This window comes from Sphingomonas sp. FG14 (assembly GCF_057809675.1).
Map to the genome: position 1 here is coordinate 436,720 of NZ_JBMDKK010000001.1, position 17,141 is coordinate 453,860.

The following is a 17,141-nucleotide window of genomic DNA, read 5'->3' on the forward strand; positions in this document are numbered from 1 at the left end:
GCAATTCAGGAGCCGAGATGTCCACCGAAACCGTCGATCCGCGCTTCGTCGATATCGACCTCTGGCCGACCGAAACGGCGGTGGAAGCGATGCTGGAAGGGCAGTTGGCCGCCGTCGCCGCGCTGAAAAGCCAGGTCGGCGCGCTTGCGCGCGCGAGCGACGCGGCGGCGGAGCGGCTCAACCGGGGCGGGCGGCTCGTCTATGCCGGCGCCGGCACGTCCGGGCGGATCGCGGTGCAGGACGGCGTCGAACTGACCCCAACCTATGACTGGCCGTCCGATCGCCTCGTCTATCTGATGGCGGGTGGCATGGGTGCGCTCACCGAAAGCGTCGAGGGCGCGGAGGACGATGCCGATGCCGCGCGCGCCGAGATCGCTGAGGCCGGGGTTGGCCCGCTCGACGTCGTCATCGGCGTCGCCGCGAGCGGACGCACCCCCTATACCGTCGCCGCCGTCGAGGCTGGACGGGCCGCTGGCGCGCTGACCATCGGCATCGCCAACAATCAAGGCGCGCCGCTGCTCGCGGTGGCCGAACATGCGCTGCTCGCCGAAACGGGCAGCGAACTGGTGGCGGGATCGACGCGCATGAAGGCGGGCACGGCGCAGAAAGCGGCGCTCAACCTGTTCTCCACCGCGACGATGCTGCGCTGCGGCCGCGTCTATCGCGGGCTGATGGTCGATATGCGCATCTCCAACATCAAGTTGCAGCGCCGCGCCGCCGCGATGGTCCGCGATCTTGCCGGCGTCGATGAAGCGGCGGCGCAGGCTGCGCTCGATGCCGCCGGACGCGACATCAAGGCGGCGGTGTTGATCGCGGGCGGTGCGAGTGTCGATGAAGCGCGTGAACGACTGGCGGCTGCTAAGGGCAACCTCCGCTCGGCGCTCGCACAGAAACCTTAAATGACCTGCCCTGCCGCCCAGCCGCTGGCCCAGGCCCATTGGAAATTATAGCCGCCCAGCCAACCGGTGACGTCGACGGCTTCGCCGATCGCGTAGAGCCCTGGGACCTTGCGGGCTTCCATCGTCTGCGACGATAACCCGTCAGTGGCGATGCCGCCCACCGTCACTTCGGCCTTCGCGAAGCCCTCGCTGCCATTGGGCATGAAGCGCCAGTCCGCGATCAGGCGTTCGGCCTGTTTCAGCGCGGTATCGCTTTGCGCGCCGAGTTCGCCCGCGGGCAGCCTGTCCGCGAGTGCGGTCGCCAGCCGGTCGGGCAGGATCGCGCCGAGTGCGGCGCGCAGGGTGGTGCGTGGACGCTGGCGTTTCGCCTGGATCAGCCAATCGGCTTCGGCCCTGGGTGCGAAGTCGATCGAGATCGGCTGGCCGTGCCGCCAATAGGAGGAGACCTGCAGGATCGCGGGGCCGGAAAGGCCGCGATGCGTGAACAGTGCGGCCTCGGCGAAGCTCGCCTTGCCGCACCGGGCGATGACGGGCGCGGAGACGCCGGACAAGGAGCGGAACAGGGCTTCGCTGTCGGGCAGGGTCAGCGGAACCAGTGCGGGGCGAGGCTCCACCACCTTCAATCCGAAACGGCGTGCAAGATCATAGGCGAAGCCCGTCGCGCCCAGCTTCGGGATAGAGGGCCCGCCCGTCGCGATCACCAGCGCCGGTGCGGTCGATATGCGATCGCCATGCGTGACGCGAAAGCCGCCATCGGCATGCGCGACGTCGCGGATCGGCGATCCCAGCGCCAGCCGGACGTCGCCGGCGTCGCATTCGTCGAGCAGCATCGCCACGATCTGCCGGGCGGAACCGTCGCAGAAGAGCTGGCCCAGGGTCTTTTCATGCCAGGCGATGCCATGACGATCGACCAGATCGATGAAATCCTGCGCGGGATAGCGGCTGAGCGCCGATTTGGCGAAATGCGGATTGGCCGAGAGATAGCGATCGGGGGCAGCGTCGATATTGGTGAAGTTGCAGCGGCCGCCACCCGAAATCAGGATCTTCTTGCCTGCCGCATCGGCGTGATCGATCACCAGCACGCGCCGCCCGCGCTGGCCGGCGACAGATGCGCACATCAACCCCGCGCCTCCGGCACCAAGGATGATCGCATCGAACTGGCTGGGGTCGGCAGGCATGGCGATGCCCGTGGCACAGATCGCGGCGGCGGGGGAGGGCGTTTTTATCCGCCGGCGGTCAGCCGCGCGAAATGCCGCGAATATGGCGGGGCTGGATCGCGGCGATATCGGCGATGCCGGCGAGCACCATCGTCCGCTCGAACTCCTCGTGCAGCAAGGTCAGCGCACGATCGACACCGGCTTCGCCGCCAGCGGCCAGGCCGAACAGATAAGGGCGCCCGATCGAGCAGCCGGTGGCGCCCAGCGCCAGCGCCTTGACCACATCCGATCCGCGCCGGATGCCGCCGTCGCAGATCACGTCCGGCCCGTCGCCCAGCGCTTCGCGGATCGGGGCGACTTGGTCGATCGGGGCAGGGGCCCCGTCGAGCTGACGCCCGCCATGGTTGGAGATCATCACCCCCGTCGCACCCGCGGCGATCGCGTGTTTCGCATCCTGGGGCGTCATCACGCCCTTGATCGAGAGCGGCCCGCCCCATTCGGCCGCGAGCCATTCGACATCGCGCCAGGTCAATGTGCGGTCGAACTGGCCGCCGATATAATCGAACAGGCTCATCGGCCCATCGGCCAGCGCGTCGACGCGGTGGCTGACATTGGCGAAATCGAAGCGTGCGGCGGAGAGCGCGGGGATCGACCAGCCCGGATGGCGGGCATAGCTGAGCATCGACCGCAGCGTCAGGCGCGGCGGCACCGCCAGGCCGTTGACCCGGTCGCGCTCGCGATTCCCCGCGACCGGCGTGTCGACGGTGAGCGCCAGGCCGTGAAAGCCCGCCGCCTTGCACCGCGCGACGAACTCCGCGGTGAGCCCGCGATCCTTGAAGATGTAGATCTGGAAGATCTTCGGCCCGCCAAAAGCCCTGGCGAGATCCTCCAGTCGCGTCGTGCCGAGCGTCGAGAGACCATAGGGCAGACCGTGACGCGCCGCCGCGCGGGCGACGGCGAGTTCGGCGTCGCCGTGGAACATCCGGTTGAGCCCGGTCGGCGACAGCATCAGTGGCCAGGCCGCAGGCTGGCCGAACATCCTGGTTTCGGTGCGGATGCTGGAAACGTCGACCAGAACATCGGGCACCAGCTCGTACCGTGAAAAGGCGGACATGTTGCGCGCCAGCGTCACCTCGTCGTCCGCACCGCCATCGATATAGTCGAAGATCGGGCGCGGCAGCCGCCGTCGCGCCATCAGGCGCAGGTCTGTGACATTGTAAGCGTGCTCCAGCCGTTTCACCCGGGTCTCCGCAAGCCGGCCCGGCACTGTGCCGGGCAGGCCGTTCCTATCAGGATGCGGAGAGCGCGCCAGTCAGAACAGGCGGGATCATGCCGGCTGCGACGCCAGCACCGCATCGAGCTGCTCGAAGCTGCCGCCCCAGCCCTGGTTCATCGAGGGAATCTGTTCGATGAAGATGCGGCATTCCTCCGCCGTTGCGCCGATCGTTTCAGACGTCAGCGTCATCCGGGTGCGGTCGCCATCTTCCTCGAACACAACGCTGTTGAGCAGTTCGAGCGGCCAGACGCCGTCGAAAAAAGGCGCGCGCGCCAGGTCTCCCCGTTCGTCGGCGAAGGAGTGCACCCAGCTCAGCCGAGAGGGCTCCGTCACTTCGCGATGGACAAACCGCGCCCAGATCGCGCCGCCACCGGACATGTCCATGCGCAGATGCGTGATGCCGCCGGGGCGCGGATCATGCGCCAGGACCGTGGTGGTCGTGCCTTTCGGGCCGAACCAGCGGGCGAGCAGGGCCGGATCGGTCCAGGCGCGCCAGACGAGCGCGCGGGGTGCATCGAGCATCCGGGTGATGGTGAAATGGGCATTGTTGGTTTCGGTCATCGGGGTCATTCCTTGGTTTCGGGTTGCTGCAAATCGGCGAGAAGTTCGTCGAGCCGGTCGAAACTGTCGTCCCAGAGCTGGCGCACGCCATCGATCCAGGCGCCGGCCTCGGCGAGTGCCGCTGTGTTCAATCGCCGCGGCCGCGACTGGGCCGCGCGGCCGCGCTCGATCAGTCCTGCGACCTCAAGCACTTTCAGATGCTTGGAGATCGCGGGCTGGCTGATGCCGAACGGCTTCTGGAGATCGGTGACGGTCGCCTCTCCCCGCGCGAGCATGGCGAGAATGCCCCGGCGCGTGGGATCGGCGAGCGCGGCGAATTTGAGGTTGAGCGAGTCGTTCATAACGACTCGTCTATATATCTAGTTGGTTATGTAATCAAGCCAGCGCAAGGACGCCGGGCGCGAATCGCGCTGCAAGCGAGCCATTCTTTGCCTTATTTGCCGAGCTGGCCGCGAACCGCGCCCTTGGGGAAGGCGGCATTATGGACGTTCACATAATGATCGGCCGGGGCGGCGATAAGCGCGGCGATCACGGCCGCATCCGCCGCCTTGCAGCCTTCGGACGTGCCGCCGGCCGGCGCGTCGAGCGTGACCACCGGCGGGCCGGCAACGCCGGTCGCGCCCTTGTGGATATGCGCCATTGTCGCCGCATCGATGCCGTCGACGGAGAGGGTGTAGCAGACCTCACCCTTGGCGGCGTTCACGCTCACCGTCGCGGTGCCGCTGCCGTCGGGATCGCCCGGTCCGGGCACTTCGGCGGCGCCGCTCAATTTGGTGACCATCTTGACCGGACCGGCGGCAAGGGCGGGCGTCGCGACGATCGCGGCTGCCGCTAGGATCAGCATGGTTCGCATGGCATCTCTCCTCTCAGGCTATCGTGCGATCATATGTCGGGGCGGCGGGCCGGCGCCATTCCTTTGTCGGTCGCTATGCGCGGTTGGGCACGCCGGGCACTCATCCCGTCGCTAAGCGGTCGGCGCGATAACGCGCCGGGGAGATGCCGAGCAGCCGCTTGAACATGGTGGAGAAGGCGGCAGGGCTGTCATAGCCGAGGTCCATCGCGATCGCGGTGATCGGCGCGCCGGTCGCGAGGCGGGGAAGCGCGACGAGCAGGCAGGCCTGTTGCCGCCATTCGCCGAAGCTCATGCCGGTCTCCCGCCTGAACGCCCTTGTGAATGTACGCCGTTCCATGCCTAGGCGCGTGGCCCAGTCGTCGATTGTATCGTGCGGCGCCGGCGCTTCCAGGAAATCATGGCAGAGGCGCGCCAGCGCGGCGTTGGCGGGAAAGGGCACTGCCAGCGGAATGCGCGGCGCGCGTTCGAGTTCGGCGACGATCAGTGCCATGACAAGGCCGTCGCGAGCGGCCATCTCGTAATTGGGATCGATATCGACCGACACGGCGAGCAGGCTGCGCAGCAGCGGAGAGACCGCCAGCACCATGCAGTCGCCGCCCAGCGCGCGGCTCGCGGTCGCGTTGAGCAGCAGGCTGCGCGTCGAAACCGGGCCGACCATGCGCACGGCATGCATGATCCCGGCGGGTATCCACACCGCCCGCTCGGGCGGGGCGATCCAGACGCCCTGGGGCGTGGTGGCGACGACGACGCCGCTGGCCGCGTAGAGCAACTGCCCGCGGCCGTGCCGATGCGGCGCAAGCTCGAACGAGGGCGGATAATCATTGCCGATCGCGACCACGGGGCGCGGCGCATGATCGTAATCGTCCGGATCGGTCCACGGTTTTGCCATGTCCCACTCGCAAAACTGAAAGTCCCAAGCGAAGATGCGGGACAGGTTTGGCGGGCCTATCGCATCGTGACGTCAAAGGAAATGCCGATGTCCAGCAGCCCGATCGATGCCGCCCCCAAATCCGTCGCTCCGCAACCCGTCGCGATCGAGACCACCGTCTTTCCGGTGATCTTCGCGATCAGCTTCTGCCATCTGCTCAACGACATGATGCAGGCGCTGCTGCCGGCCATCTACCCCAATCTGAAGGAAGAACTGGGGCTCAGCTTCAGCCAGATCGGACTGGTCACCCTGGTCTACCAGATCACGGCGTCGATCCTGCAGCCATTGATCGGGCTCTATTCGGACAGGAAGCCCTCGCCGCTGGCCTTGCCGGGCGGAACCCTGTTCTCGCTCGCCGGATTGGCTGTGCTCTCCGTCGCGCACAGCTACGGATTGCTGCTGGTCGGCGCATCGCTGCTCGGCATGGGATCCTCGGTTTTCCACCCGGAATCCTCGCGGGTCGCGCGCATGGCGGCGGGGCCGCGCAAGGGCATGGCGCAATCGCTGTTCCAGGTGGGCGGCAATGCCGGCTCGGCGCTGGGTCCGCTCGCCGCCGCCCTGGTGGTCGTGCGCTTCGGCCAGAGCAGCCTCGCCTTTTTCGCGCTGCTCGCCCTGCTGTCATGCGCGATCCTGTGGCAGGTCGGCATCTGGTATCGCGATCACGGGCTGGCGCGCTTGCGCGCGGGGCACAAGAGGCTGGAGGGGCTGGAATTGCCGCGCGGCGCGGCGCGCAGGGGCATATTGATCCTGCTCGCGCTGACATTCTCGAAATATGTCTATCTGGGCAGCATCACCAGCTATTTCACTTTCTATCTCATCCATCGCTTCGGCGTGTCGGTGGAAACCGCGCAGTTCCACCTGTTCGTGTTCCTCGGCGCGGTCGCGGTCGGCACATTCGTCGGTGGTCCGGTGGGCGATCGCATCGGCCGCAAGTTCGTGATCTGGATCTCGATCCTGGCGGTGCTGCCGTTCAGCCTGTTGATGCCGCATGTCGATCTGTTCTGGACGAGCGTGCTCAGTGTCGTGATCGGCCTGTTGCTGGCATCAGCCTTTCCCGCGATCGTGGTGTTCGCGCAGGAACTGATGCCGGGCAAGGTCGGCATGATCTCCGGCATGTTCTTCGGCTTCTCGTTCGGCGTCGGCGGGCTCGGCGCGGCCGTGCTGGGCGAGGTGGCGGACGTCTACGGGATCGAGACGGTGTATATGATCTGTTCGTTCCTGCCGGCGATCGGCCTGATCGCGGCCTTCCTGCCGGATATGCGGCATCCGCGATCCGGGCCGAAGGCTGTCGTGGCTACCGGCTGAAGCTGCCGCGCTGCAGGAACGCCAATGTCTGGGCGCGGACGCGGCGGTCATAAACCATCAGCGTATGCGATACCGGCATTACGATATGGTCGCGCATGCCCTCGACGCGCGTGGCGCTGACGCTCACCTTCCCGTCATTGGGGCGCGGCACCAGCAATCTGGGGAAAACCGGATCGATTGCGCGATCGCCGGCGATCACACCGAGGTCGAAATCGACGGGCCCGAGAATATCTTCATCGGCGGCTGACCGCCCGGTGCGGAGATGCGCGCCGCTTGCCCCCAGCATGATCCCGTCCATGCGCAACCGGAACAGCAGATCGGCGAGTTCGCTGCCCGCATTGGGCGGCCCCAGCATGACGACGCGTCCAGGCCGGGAAGGGCGATGCACCTTGAACAGGGCTCGGGCGACCAGTCCGCCCAGCGAGTGCGTCACCATGTGGAGCGGGCCGCCGCATTCGGCTGTGAAGGCCGCGACGCGCGGCTGCAGCCGTTCGACGATCGCGTTCAGCGATCGCCGCGCGGGATAATGCGGCGCCAGGGTCGCATAACCCGCGTTGCGCAAGGTCGCGGCCATGCCGCGCATCGAATGCCCGGTGCGGCCATGGCCGTGCAGCAGCAACACGCCGTCGCACGGCTCAACGGTGTCCGTCTCAGGCAGTCGCCGCGACCTGATAGAGGAAATCGACAAAGGCGAGCGCCGCGTCGTCCATGCCCAGTACCTTGGGATTGGCGCTTTCGATCAGGAAGAACTCGTTGGGCGCGTGCGCGCCCGAACCATGGCCCAGGCCGAACTGGCCGGCGGGCAGGTTCAACGGCGGGCCGGTGAAGATCACGCCCGGCCAGCTTCCCGCGATGCGCGGATAGACGGTGGTCTCGACGCCGAACCGCTCATAGGTGGCCAGCTGTGCACGGGTGAGTGCCGCGGTTTCCGGTGTCTCGGTCGGGCCGTATCCGCCGGTCACATTCACCTCGACATCGGTGAAGCCGCGCTTGTCGAGATGCGCGCGCAGTTTCGCGATCGTCTCTTCCTTGGTCATGTTGGGCACCAGCCGCATCTCGACCTTGGCGACGGCGCGGCCGGGCAGCACGGTCTTGCCGCCGGGGCCGGTATAGCCCGAGACGAGGCCTTGGATGTTGATCGTCGGTACCGCCGCCAGCCGTTCGAGCGACTGTTCCCAGGTCATGTCGTCGATCCAGCGCTGCACGCCCAATTGCTTCTTGGTCGAGGCCTCATCGGTCTTGGCCGCTGTCGCCGCGATCAGCGCGCGTTCGCGATCGGTGAGCGGGCGCACCTGATCCTGGATGCCGTCGATCATCACCGTATTGCCGTCGGGGCTCACCAGCGTCGAAAGCGCCGCGACCAGCCGCCATGGCGGGCTGTCGACGCGCGCCTTTTCGCTCGAATGGATATCGCCCTTGGGGCCGCGCCCCCATTTCTCGCCCGAGACGACGATTTCCATCTCGATCGCGCCCTTGGCGCCCAGGAACAGGGTGACGGCGCCGTTCGCCGGATTTTGCGCGGCGAAGGGGATGATCACGCCAACGCTCTTTTTGAGCGCTTCGGCGACATTCGGCCTGGTGACGATCTCATGGAAATTGGGGGAGGCGATTTCTTCCTCGCCTTCGGCGACGAGTACGAGATTGACGGGCAGCTTGCGTCCCGCCGCCTTCATCGCATGAAGCGCCGCGAGAACTGTCGATTCCGGCCCCTTCTGGTTGACGGCGCCACGGCCCATCAGGATCTTGCCCATGCCCGGCCGGTCGAGGATCCGGCCTTCCAGCGGCGGGCTTTCCCATTCGGACGCGACGAACTGCTTCACGTCGTACATGAAATACAGGCCCAGCGTCTTCTTGGCGCCCGCGTCGAGCGTTGCGAACACGCCCGGCTTGCCCTTGGACGGCACGATCTCGGCATGCTGGAAACCCGCATCGAGCGCGAGCTTGCGCATATATTCCGCGCCAGCCGGATAGTTGAGATTCTCCGCTGCGATCGAGGGCAGGGCGATCCAGTCCTGCAGCCGCTTGACCGATGCGTCATGGCCTGCCGCGATCGCCTTCCTGACGTCCGCCAGCTTGTCCGTCTTCGCCAGCGCCGCGCCAGGTGCCATCATCGCCGCGCCGGTGACCGCCGCAGCGCTTGCCAGCAGGGTGCGCCGATCCGTTCCATTCTTCATCCCGTCCGCCATGATGATCCCTTTGTTGGTGTTCGGCACAGCAGTATCCGCTGAAACGACAAGCGCAAGCGGCAGAAGACATCGGTCGAAGGTTGAAGTCGATCATCGCAGCCATCTGGCAATGCGATGCGGGACGGAGGATGCGGAAATCATGTATCGCCATGTGATCGCGCTGCTCGTGCTGCTGCTCTGTCCACAGGGGGCATTGGCGGCCGACGCGCCAACTCGCGTGATCGTGCTCGGCGTCGAACATGCCGCGCAACTCGTCGCCAGGGCGGACCAGCCCGGAGCGCTGGCCGCATTTGCGAAGTCGCTCGCACCCGATGCGATCTGCATCGAGCGGGCGCCCGAGCAGTTCGCGCGCGGCGACCATTATGAATTCACCTATGAGATCCAGGGCGTGCTGCTGCCGCTGGCGTTGGAAACCGGCGCGGATATCTGCCCGTTCGACTGGATGCCCCCGGTCGAGGATCAGAAGCTGGCGCTCGGCCTCGATCTGGAAACGCCGCCGGAACTCCGTCCGCAATCGGGATTTCGCGGTTTCCTTAGTTTTCCGGAGCCTGCGATCCTGAAACGCGACCTGTTCGACGCCGACCGTGCGGAAACCACCGAGCCGATGCGCCGCTGGGCGGGAACGGCGGCGCCCCGGGCCGATCGCGATTTCCCCAGGCGGCTCTATCTCTATCGCACCTTCATGCAGGCCCAGCGCATCCGTGCGGCGGCGGGGCGGCGTCCGGGCGGCACCGTGCTCGTCGTCGTCGGCCAGTTCCACAAGCCCGATATCGAGGCGATTCTGCGCGACGATCCCGCCATCGTGCTCGTCCAGCCTTCCAGCCTGCCGCGCCCGACGCCGGACGAGGTCGAGCGTGCCACCACGCAGGTGCATCGAGCAGCGATTCTGTCGTTCAACCTGCTGGGCGTTCAGGGCGAGGGAGGCAATGTTGACTGGCGGTGGATTGGAGAGGTGCTCGATGCGTTCGAGGCTCGTTCGCCGGGGCCGGAGGCGCGACTCTATCGTATCCGCTATCGTCAGTTGACGGGGTTGGTCGCACTTGCGGAGACGATCGATGCGTATCGTAAACTGTCCCGCGATCCCGGCGCTTCGGTCATGCCGATCTGGAACGGCGTTAAGGATCCGGCGCGCATCGATTCCTATTTCGATCCGTTCGGCAATCTCAGTGTCGCACAACGCGCCACGGTCGAACTGGCGCGCTGTCTGGCGGTGAAGGGCAAAGGTCGCGAGGCGGCGGATGAACTGGCGAGAGCGCGCGCCGGGCTTGCCGATATGAAGGTGCGCCAGCTTGATGGTTATGCCGCGCGCTTCATCCCGGTCGCGGCGTCTTCGGGTCGAGCGGCAACGTCACCCGCACGGTGAAACCATCGGACTGATGGAGAAAGGTGATCGTGCCGCGCTGACCCATGACGGCTTCGCGCGCGATGGTCAGGCCCAGTCCGGTCCCGCCGGACTCCCGGTTGCGGGACGCCTCCAGCCGCTCGAACGGTTCGAAGGCGCGATCGGCCTGATCCGGGGCGATGCCCGAACCGCGATCGACGATATCGACGACCGCGACATTGCTCGCGAATGACAGGCGGATCTTCACGGCCTCGCCATATTGGCAGCCATTGGCGATCAGATTGGTGAAGGCGCGTTTGATGGCGACCGGACGGCATTTGAGCGTCAGGTGATCCGGCCCGTCATAAGTGACATCCTCTCCTGAATCACTGAACGTGTCGGCCAGGCTGATCAGCAGTGCCGCAAGATCGATCGCCTGTTCTGGCTCGCGCCGCATTTCCGCACCGGCAAAGGCGAGCGCATCGGACAGCATCGTCTCCATGTCGCCGATATCGGCAAGCATGCGCGCGCGCTGGTCCTCGGGCACATATTCGGCGAGCAGGCGCAGCCGGGTGAGCGGGGTTCGCAGATCGTGGGAGATGGCGGCGAGCATCTGGGTGCGCTCGTCGACATGGCGTTTCAGCCGCATCTGCATCTCGTTGAAGGTTTCGGCGATCGCGGCATATTCCGGCGCGCTCATGCCGGTGATCAGCGTGGGCTCCCTATCGCGCCCCATTTTCTCGGCGGCCGCCGAAAGCCGGCTGAGCGGGCGCAGGATCATCCGCGCCATTGCATAGGAGAACAGGATGATCAGCAGGATCCGGCCGATCAGGCCGCTCAGGTACAGCGCATAACGGCTGAACATGTCCGCCGGCGCCTTTTCGCGAACGATCAGCCAGGCCCCCTTGTCGAGCTGGACGGCGATCTGGAGATTGCGCAACGTGCGGGAGGACAAGGCATCCTGCAGCGGATCGTCGCCCTGGTGGCGTGCCATCAGGATCACCTGCGGCGCCCGTGGGCCATAGCGAAACGGCCCCATAACGGCCTCGTCCGGGATTGCGGGCAGCACGCGATAGTCGAGCGTACGGGCCGAATCGAGGCGCGCCAGCGCCGCTGCGCGTTCGGCGGGCGGCGTCGAGAGCACGGTCTGCGCGGCCTCCTCTATTGCATCAGACAGCCAGCTTCGCTGTACGATGAGTTCAGGCGTTGGCGGCAACAGGTCACGCAAGCCGCGTTCGAGCACGCCCGCGATCAGGATGGCGAGCACAAGCGCGATAGCGACGCGAGGTGCGACGCCCAACCGCGTGAACCGCCAGAGGCGCTTCATCTCACCGGCCTCATGGATGATCCTCGGTGACGGGCACTGACAGGAAATAGCCGCCGTTGCGCACGGTCTTGATCAGCAGGGGCGCATTCGGATTGGCTTCGATCTTGCGGCGCAGCCGGCTCATCTGCACGTCGATGCTGCGATCGATATTGATGCTGGTCCGGCCATGGACGAGGTCGAGCAACTGGTCGCGACTCATCACGCTTTGCGGATGCTGGACAAGCGCTGACAGCAGGTCGAACTCGCCACTGGTGAGTTCGGTCAGTGCGCCTTCGGGCGAGAGCAGGGTGCGCCGGCCCGTATCGAGCACCCAGCCCGCGAACCGATAGATGCCGGGCGATCTCGCCTTGTCGCCGCACAGTTGCCCCGTCCGGCGAAGCACCGCGCGGATCCTGGCCAACAATTCGCGCGGATTGAACGGTTTGGCGACATAGTCGTCGGCGCCCAGTTCCAGGCCGACGACGCGATCGGTATCCCCGCCACGTGCGGTGAGCAGGATGACAGGCAGATTGGTTTCGGCGCGCAGCCGGGCGCACAGGGTGAAACCGTCATCGCCCGGCAGCATCACGTCCAGCACGATCAGGTCGGGCCGCGTCGCGCGCATCCGGGCCTGCATCTCCTGCCCGTCGCGCGCCTCGGTCACGCTCAGGCCGTGATCGGTCAGGAAACGGGCGAGCATCGTCCGGATATGCAGATCGTCGTCGACGACAAGGATATGTGGCCTGGGGCTCATGCGCGGTTGATGCGCACATGATCGGGCGAAGTCCAATGCGATCGGTGGACTGAAACAAACTGAAACACGATGTCGCGGCGCCGTAATCGCCCGCGGCCGGCGTCGGTCTATCTCCGCGACTGTTCTCCACAGCCCGAGGCGGTCGTCATGCCAGAACTGCGTACATCCTTTCATATCATCGCTGGCACGCTTGCCCTGGGCGCGTTGGCGCCGGATCCTGCCGCCGCGCAGCCTCGTGAAGAGGAGGACTGGCAGCTCACCATCGGCGCCGGCGTGATCGTCATGCCTGAATATGAAGGATCGGACGATCACCGGATCCAGCCGTTTCCAGTGCTGGCGCTGGACTATAAGAATATTCTCTCGATCCGCGGGCCGGAGATCCAGGTGTCAATCGCGGATGTCGCGCTGTCGGGCGACGTGCGGTTCCGTTTCGGTCCGGCCGCGCGCTATCGCCAGGGCCGCGACGAGAAGGACGATGCCGATCTCGTCGGGCTCGGCGATGTCGATGATTCGATCGAGGTCGGTGGTTTTGCGCGTGTTGGCGGCGATCGCTGGTGGGTGCAATTGAGTGGCGGCAAGGACGTGGCGGGCGGCCATGGCGGCGTGGTCGCCGAGATCGAGGCGGGCATCCGCTTCGATCTTTCGGAAACGCTCTCCGCGCAATTGCGGACGATGACCTCCTGGGCGAACCGCAAATATATGCGCAGCAATTTCGGCATAGACGCCGCGCAATCGGCGGGGAGCGGTCTGGCGCGCTACACGCCGGATGCCGGGCTCAAGGATGCGGGCGTCGGCATCGGCGTCAATTACCGGCTCGGCGATCGCTGGAGCATCGGTGGGGACGCGGGATATCGCCGGCTGCTCGGCGATGCGGCGGACAGCCCGATCGTCTCGAAGCGCGGGTCCACCGATCAACTCCACGGCCTGCTTTATCTGAGCTACCGGCTATGAGCTTCTCGACGCTCGAATGGACGGTCATCCGGCTGGCGGCCGCGCCCCGCGAGGCCCGCTCCGCGCGGGCGAGTGGGTTTCGTTGGATTGCGCGGCATATAGCGCCCCTGTCCCGCGCACCGTCGCCGCTCGCCGATCCCAGGCTGGAAGCGCTGCGTGTTCTTGCGGCGGCACTGCATCGCCGACGCGCGGCGACGGACGAAGACATGGTGAGGTTTCTCGCCGCGGGCTGGAGCGAGGGCGATGCGGCGCGCGTCGTGCGCGCGGTCGATCAGGTGTCGGCGCGCGAGCGATAGACCGTTTCGTCGAACTCGCCTTCCCAGCGCGCGACCGTGGTGGCCACCGTCAGGTTGGCGCTGGCGCTGGGGACGGTGCGCGTCATGTCGAGCAGCCGGTCGAAGGGCAGGACGAAACCGACGACGAGCGCGGTCTGTTCGGGCGGTATGCCCACGGCCGAGAGCACGGCGGCGAGCATGAAGAGCGATGCCGAGGGCATCGGCGCGGTGCCGAAGGCGGCAAGCGCGCCGGTCAGCAGCACGATGCCATAGACCTGCGGCGTCAGCGGCGTGCCGAAGGCCTGGAGGGCGAACATGCTGAGCAGGCCGACATACATTGCCGTGCCGTCCTTGCCGATGCTGGCGCCCAGGGGCAGGACGGTCGAGAACACCGAGCGTCCAACGCCCAGATTCTTCTCGGCGACGCGCATCGCTACCGGCAGTGTCGCCGAGCTGGATGCAGTGGAGAAGGCGACGGCCAGCGCATCGACGATGCCCCGGAAGAAGGGCAGTACCGGCAGCCGCGCGAAGAATTTCAGGATCAGGCTGTGGACCAGGATGATCTGCAAGGCCGATCCGACGACGACGGCGAGCGCAAGCCAGCCGACATGGACGAACACGCCGGTGCCGTTCGCCGCCACCGCATTGGCGATCAGCGCGAAGACGCCGAAGGGCGTCGCTTCCATGATCACGCCGACGATCTTGAGCAGCACGGCGGAGATCGACTGGAGCAGGTTGGCGAGCGGCTTGCCCGCCTCGCCGGCGAGCACGGTGCCGACGCCGACCAGGATCGCGACGAAGATCAGCGCGAGCATGTCGCCCTTGGCCATCGCCTCCACGATATTGGTCGGGATGATGCCGAGAAGCTGTTCATAGGGCGTGAGCGGCTTGCCGAGCGCATGCGGTGCGGCGGTGCCCAGCGCGGCGCCTTCGCCGGGGCTGAGCAGTGTGGCGACGAGCATGCCGATCGAGACCGCGATCGCGGTGGTGAAGGCGAACAGGCCCACGGTGCGCCCGCCCAGGCTGCCCAGTCTTTTCGGATCGGCGAGGGAGGTGATGCCGGCGGCGATCGTGATCAGCACGATCGGCGCCACCAGCATCCGGATGGCTCGCACAAACAGATCGCCCATGAAGGCGACGGAAGGCGTTGCCGACGGCCAGACCAATGCGAAGATGAGGCCGAGCGCGAGCGCCCCCAGCACGCGCTTCCACAGCGCGATCCCGAACCAGACGCGCAGCACCGTTAGCGGCTCACCTTCGCGGCGCACGCGGCGGATCGGCCGGGTTCAGCGCATTGTCGTGCCGTCATGCTCTATCCCCCCTCGCGCCTCAGCGGTCTGCCGGTCAGCCCGCCAGCAATGCGTCGACGATCGTATCGGTGCCGAAGGCGATCGGATCGGTGCAGGGAAGGCCGAGCTGTTCGGCGATGGTGTCGCACAGCTTGCGCGCTTCGTCACGGTCCATCGCGGAGGTGTTCAGGCAGATGCCGACTGCGCGGACATTGGGGCTGGTGAGCCGCGCGACGCGCAGATTATGCTCCAGGCATTCGGCGAGGTCGGGCAATGCGCGACCGGGGATGCCGCGCATATGCTCGCGCATCGGATCATGGCACATCACCAGGGCTTCCGCCTGGGCGCCGTGCAGCAATCCGGTCGATACCCCGGCGAAGGAGGGATGGAACAACGATCCCTGACCCTCGATCACATCCCAGCCATTGTCGTTGCGGGCGGGGGCCAGTTGCTCGATCGCGCCCGAGATGAAATCGGCGACCACCGCATCGACGGGAACGCCGTCGCCCGCGATCAGGATGCCGGTCTGGCCGGTTGCGCGGAAATCGGCGGGAACGCCGCGTGCCTGGATCGCGCGGGTGAGCGCGATCGTGGTATACATCTTGCCAACCGAACAGTCGGTGCCCACGGTCAGCAGGCGGTGGCCCGCGCGGGGATTGCCGTTGCCGACCGGCAGGTTCGCCGGTGGATCGCGCACGTCGAACAGCGCGAGACCACGCTCCTCGGCCAGCCTGGCGATCTCCGGCACGTCGCGCAGCCTTTGATGCAGGCCGGCAGCAACGTTCATTCCGGCTTCGAGCGCCGCGACGGCATCGGCGATCAGGTCCGCGCCCATCTTGCCGCCCGAATTGGCGATGCCGAGCACAAGCGTCTTCGCACCGGCAGCGGCGCCTTCGGCCATGGTCAATCGCGGCAGGCCGAGCGTGAGCGGTCCATCGTCATGCCGGAATTCGCCGACGCAATCTTCCGGGCGGAATTCCGCGAGGCCGCGCGATGTCTTGATGCCGACCGCGTCGTTGCTGCGGCCAAGATAGAGGAGATAGGGTGCTGGTATCATGTGGATCAGCGTATCGCCGGCCGCGTCGTTACGCGCATAGCGAGTGCAATACCGGCCATAGCCTCTCGTTATGGCGTGTCGATGACCCGTGCGAGCGTCTTGAGGAACTCGGTTGCGAGTGCCGTTGGCGGCCGGTTGAGCAGGAACATGGCATGGACGTCGAAGGTCAGTTGCGGCTTCAATGGCCGGACTGAAAGCCCCGGTGAGAGCGATGCCTGGGCAGTGAAGCTGTCGACCACCGCCATGCCGACGCCCTGACGCACCAGCGATGTCGCGATGTAGAAGGTACGTGCCGAAACCACTTCGTCGAGTTCGAGATCGAGGCGCTGTAGTTCCTGCCCGAACAACTGGCCGATCGGGCCGCTCGCCGCCAGGCTGACGAAGCGCTGGCCGCGCAGCCGCTCCAGTTCGATGCGCGGCGGCGCATTGGGCATGTCCTGCTCGCGATAGAGCACGACCAGTTCGCCTTCGCCGAGCCAGCGCTGACCGATCGGCGCGGCCGGCGGCACTTCATAGGCGATCGCGATATCGGTTTCGCGCTCGTAGAGCTTGCGGAGCAGATCGTCATGGTGAACGGTCTGCAGATCGAAGCGCACATTCTCGTGCGCGCGCAGGAAGCGCGAAACCGCCGTCGGCAGGGCGTCTAGCGCGAGCGAGGGAAGGGCGGAGACGCGCAGCATGCCGCTTGACCCACGCCGCAGATTGCGGCCCGCTTCGCGCAGCGCATAGACGCGATCCTGGATCTCGCTGACCTCGCTGAACAGCGTATGGGCGTCGTCGGTCGGCACCAGCCGGCCATTGGTGCGCTCGAAAAGCGGAAAACCGAGTAGCGATTCCGCATGCCGCAGCATCTTCGAAACCGAGGGCTGTGAGACGTTCAGCGCGCGCGCCGCCGCGCTGACCGAGCCGTTCACGTAAACGGCATGGAATATCTCGATATGACGCAGATTCATGGGCGTGGAGCTTCCGGCATGGCGACATGCTAGGGAAGCTATGCAGTTGGGGCAACGGTAGAGACGATTT

At 66.3% G+C, this 17,141-nt stretch carries 18 protein-coding genes; 5 read left to right on the plus strand and 13 right to left on the minus strand.

The features are described from left to right. Positions 1-17 precede the first annotated feature (17 nt). Positions 18-899 (plus strand): N-acetylmuramic acid 6-phosphate etherase, encoded by an 882-nt coding sequence (locus ACODTA_RS02030; RefSeq protein ID WP_489064140.1) that lies wholly within the window; start codon positions 18-20, stop codon positions 897-899. Here the strand turns inward: ACODTA_RS02030 and ACODTA_RS02035 are convergent. The 6 genes from ACODTA_RS02035 to ACODTA_RS02060 all read right to left on the minus strand — a co-directional run bounded on the left by ACODTA_RS02035 (position 896) and on the right by ACODTA_RS02060 (position 5,635). Next, positions 896-2,077, minus strand: a complete 1,182-nt coding sequence (locus tag ACODTA_RS02035; RefSeq protein WP_489064141.1) for a BaiN/RdsA family NAD(P)/FAD-dependent oxidoreductase — start codon at positions 2,075-2,077, stop codon at positions 896-898. The two genes, ACODTA_RS02030 and ACODTA_RS02035, sit on opposite strands and share 4 nt — an antisense overlap. A gap of 58 nt (positions 2,078-2,135) precedes the next feature. After that, positions 2,136-3,296, minus strand: a complete 1,161-nt coding sequence (locus ACODTA_RS02040; RefSeq protein WP_489064142.1) for an alpha-hydroxy acid oxidase — start codon at positions 3,294-3,296, stop codon at positions 2,136-2,138. Positions 3,297-3,383: 87 nt separating this feature from the next. After that, positions 3,384-3,893: an SRPBCC domain-containing protein gene (locus ACODTA_RS02045; RefSeq protein ID WP_489064143.1), complete on the minus strand. Its 510-nt coding sequence runs from the start codon at positions 3,891-3,893 to the stop codon at positions 3,384-3,386. 5 nt (positions 3,894-3,898) lie between these two features. Further along, positions 3,899-4,234, minus strand: a complete 336-nt coding sequence (locus tag ACODTA_RS02050; RefSeq protein ID WP_489064144.1) for an ArsR/SmtB family transcription factor — start codon at positions 4,232-4,234, stop codon at positions 3,899-3,901. Between the two features lie 92 nt (positions 4,235-4,326). After that, positions 4,327-4,746, minus strand: a complete 420-nt coding sequence (locus ACODTA_RS02055; RefSeq protein WP_489064145.1) for a CHRD domain-containing protein — start codon at positions 4,744-4,746, stop codon at positions 4,327-4,329. A 100-nt stretch (positions 4,747-4,846) separates the two neighbouring features. Then, positions 4,847-5,635: an AraC family transcriptional regulator gene (locus ACODTA_RS02060; RefSeq protein ID WP_489064146.1), complete on the minus strand. Its 789-nt coding sequence runs from the start codon at positions 5,633-5,635 to the stop codon at positions 4,847-4,849. 87 nt (positions 5,636-5,722) lie between these two features. Here ACODTA_RS02060 and ACODTA_RS02065 point away from each other — a divergent pair, with 87 nt between their 5' ends. Further along, positions 5,723-6,979 (plus strand): MFS transporter, encoded by a 1,257-nt coding sequence (locus tag ACODTA_RS02065; RefSeq protein WP_489064147.1) that lies wholly within the window; start codon positions 5,723-5,725, stop codon positions 6,977-6,979. Here the strand turns inward: ACODTA_RS02065 and ACODTA_RS02070 are convergent. Together ACODTA_RS02070 and ACODTA_RS02075 are read right to left on the minus strand one after the other, a co-directional pair. Beyond that, positions 6,969-7,601, minus strand: a complete 633-nt coding sequence (locus tag ACODTA_RS02070) for an alpha/beta fold hydrolase (protein WP_489064148.1) — start codon at positions 7,599-7,601, stop codon at positions 6,969-6,971. The two genes, ACODTA_RS02065 and ACODTA_RS02070, sit on opposite strands and share 11 nt — an antisense overlap. Positions 7,602-7,629: 28 nt before the next feature. Beyond that, on the minus strand, positions 7,630-9,153 hold the full coding sequence (locus ACODTA_RS02075) for a M20/M25/M40 family metallo-hydrolase (RefSeq protein WP_489064149.1): 1,524 nt from the start codon (positions 9,151-9,153) through the stop codon (positions 7,630-7,632). A gap of 121 nt (positions 9,154-9,274) precedes the next feature. Here ACODTA_RS02075 and ACODTA_RS02080 point away from each other — a divergent pair, with 121 nt between their 5' ends. Continuing rightward, positions 9,275-10,528 (plus strand): hypothetical protein, encoded by a 1,254-nt coding sequence (locus tag ACODTA_RS02080; protein WP_489064150.1) that lies wholly within the window; start codon positions 9,275-9,277, stop codon positions 10,526-10,528. On the opposite strand, the gene ACODTA_RS02085 is transcribed toward ACODTA_RS02080, so the two are convergent. Further along, positions 10,476-11,813 (minus strand): sensor histidine kinase, encoded by a 1,338-nt coding sequence (locus ACODTA_RS02085; protein ID WP_489064151.1) that lies wholly within the window; start codon positions 11,811-11,813, stop codon positions 10,476-10,478. The genes ACODTA_RS02080 and ACODTA_RS02085 overlap by 53 nt on opposite strands. A 10-nt stretch (positions 11,814-11,823) precedes the next feature. Continuing rightward, positions 11,824-12,546, minus strand: coding sequence for a response regulator (locus ACODTA_RS02090; RefSeq protein ID WP_489064152.1), 723 nt, complete (start codon positions 12,544-12,546; stop codon positions 11,824-11,826). Between the two features lie 147 nt (positions 12,547-12,693). Between ACODTA_RS02090 and ACODTA_RS02095 the strand changes: the two genes are divergently transcribed. Together ACODTA_RS02095 and ACODTA_RS02100 are read left to right on the plus strand one after the other, a co-directional pair. Then, on the plus strand, positions 12,694-13,497 hold the full coding sequence (locus ACODTA_RS02095; RefSeq protein WP_489064153.1) for a MipA/OmpV family protein: 804 nt from the start codon (positions 12,694-12,696) through the stop codon (positions 13,495-13,497). Then, on the plus strand, positions 13,494-13,793 hold the full coding sequence (locus ACODTA_RS02100) for a hypothetical protein (protein WP_489064154.1): 300 nt from the start codon (positions 13,494-13,496) through the stop codon (positions 13,791-13,793). The genes ACODTA_RS02095 and ACODTA_RS02100 overlap by 4 nt, the downstream gene beginning before the upstream one ends. Here the strand turns inward: ACODTA_RS02100 and ACODTA_RS02105 are convergent. The 3 genes from ACODTA_RS02105 to ACODTA_RS02115 all read right to left on the minus strand — a co-directional run bounded on the left by ACODTA_RS02105 (position 13,769) and on the right by ACODTA_RS02115 (position 17,071). After that, positions 13,769-15,040, minus strand: a complete 1,272-nt coding sequence (locus ACODTA_RS02105; RefSeq protein WP_489064155.1) for a dicarboxylate/amino acid:cation symporter — start codon at positions 15,038-15,040, stop codon at positions 13,769-13,771. The two genes, ACODTA_RS02100 and ACODTA_RS02105, sit on opposite strands and share 25 nt — an antisense overlap. A gap of 76 nt (positions 15,041-15,116) precedes the next feature. Continuing rightward, positions 15,117-16,118, minus strand: a complete 1,002-nt coding sequence (gene dgcN / locus ACODTA_RS02110) for an N-acetyltransferase DgcN (RefSeq protein WP_489064156.1) — start codon at positions 16,116-16,118, stop codon at positions 15,117-15,119. 68 nt (positions 16,119-16,186) lie between these two features. Beyond that, positions 16,187-17,071, minus strand: coding sequence for a LysR family transcriptional regulator (locus tag ACODTA_RS02115; RefSeq protein WP_489064157.1), 885 nt, complete (start codon positions 17,069-17,071; stop codon positions 16,187-16,189). Positions 17,072-17,141: the final 70 nt, after the last annotated feature.

What these genes read in the sequence shown, in the direction of transcription:
- ACODTA_RS02030 (WP_489064140.1), top strand. Translation starts at nt 18, where the DNA reads ATGTCCACCGAAACCGTCGATCCGCGCTTCGTCGATATCGACCTCTGG.
- ACODTA_RS02035 (WP_489064141.1), bottom strand. Translation starts at nt 2,077, where the DNA reads ATGCCTGCCGACCCCAGCCAGTTCGATGCGATCATCCTTGGTGCCGGA.
- ACODTA_RS02045 (WP_489064143.1), bottom strand. Translation starts at nt 3,893, where the DNA reads ATGACCGAAACCAACAATGCCCATTTCACCATCACCCGGATGCTCGAT.
- ACODTA_RS02050 (WP_489064144.1), bottom strand. Translation starts at nt 4,234, where the DNA reads ATGAACGACTCGCTCAACCTCAAATTCGCCGCGCTCGCCGATCCCACG.
- ACODTA_RS02055 (WP_489064145.1), bottom strand. Translation starts at nt 4,746, where the DNA reads ATGCGAACCATGCTGATCCTAGCGGCAGCCGCGATCGTCGCGACGCCC.
- ACODTA_RS02060 (WP_489064146.1), bottom strand. Translation starts at nt 5,635, where the DNA reads ATGGCAAAACCGTGGACCGATCCGGACGATTACGATCATGCGCCGCGC.
- ACODTA_RS02065 (WP_489064147.1), top strand. Translation starts at nt 5,723, where the DNA reads ATGTCCAGCAGCCCGATCGATGCCGCCCCCAAATCCGTCGCTCCGCAA.
- ACODTA_RS02075 (WP_489064149.1), bottom strand. Translation starts at nt 9,153, where the DNA reads ATGAAGAATGGAACGGATCGGCGCACCCTGCTGGCAAGCGCTGCGGCG.
- ACODTA_RS02080 (WP_489064150.1), top strand. Translation starts at nt 9,275, where the DNA reads ATGCGATGCGGGACGGAGGATGCGGAAATCATGTATCGCCATGTGATC.
- ACODTA_RS02085 (WP_489064151.1), bottom strand. Translation starts at nt 11,813, where the DNA reads ATGAAGCGCCTCTGGCGGTTCACGCGGTTGGGCGTCGCACCTCGCGTC.
- ACODTA_RS02090 (WP_489064152.1), bottom strand. Translation starts at nt 12,546, where the DNA reads ATGAGCCCCAGGCCACATATCCTTGTCGTCGACGACGATCTGCATATC.
- ACODTA_RS02095 (WP_489064153.1), top strand. Translation starts at nt 12,694, where the DNA reads ATGCCAGAACTGCGTACATCCTTTCATATCATCGCTGGCACGCTTGCC.
- ACODTA_RS02100 (WP_489064154.1), top strand. Translation starts at nt 13,494, where the DNA reads ATGAGCTTCTCGACGCTCGAATGGACGGTCATCCGGCTGGCGGCCGCG.
- dgcN (WP_489064156.1), bottom strand. Translation starts at nt 16,118, where the DNA reads ATGATACCAGCACCCTATCTCCTCTATCTTGGCCGCAGCAACGACGCG.
- ACODTA_RS02115 (WP_489064157.1), bottom strand. Translation starts at nt 17,071, where the DNA reads ATGAATCTGCGTCATATCGAGATATTCCATGCCGTTTACGTGAACGGC.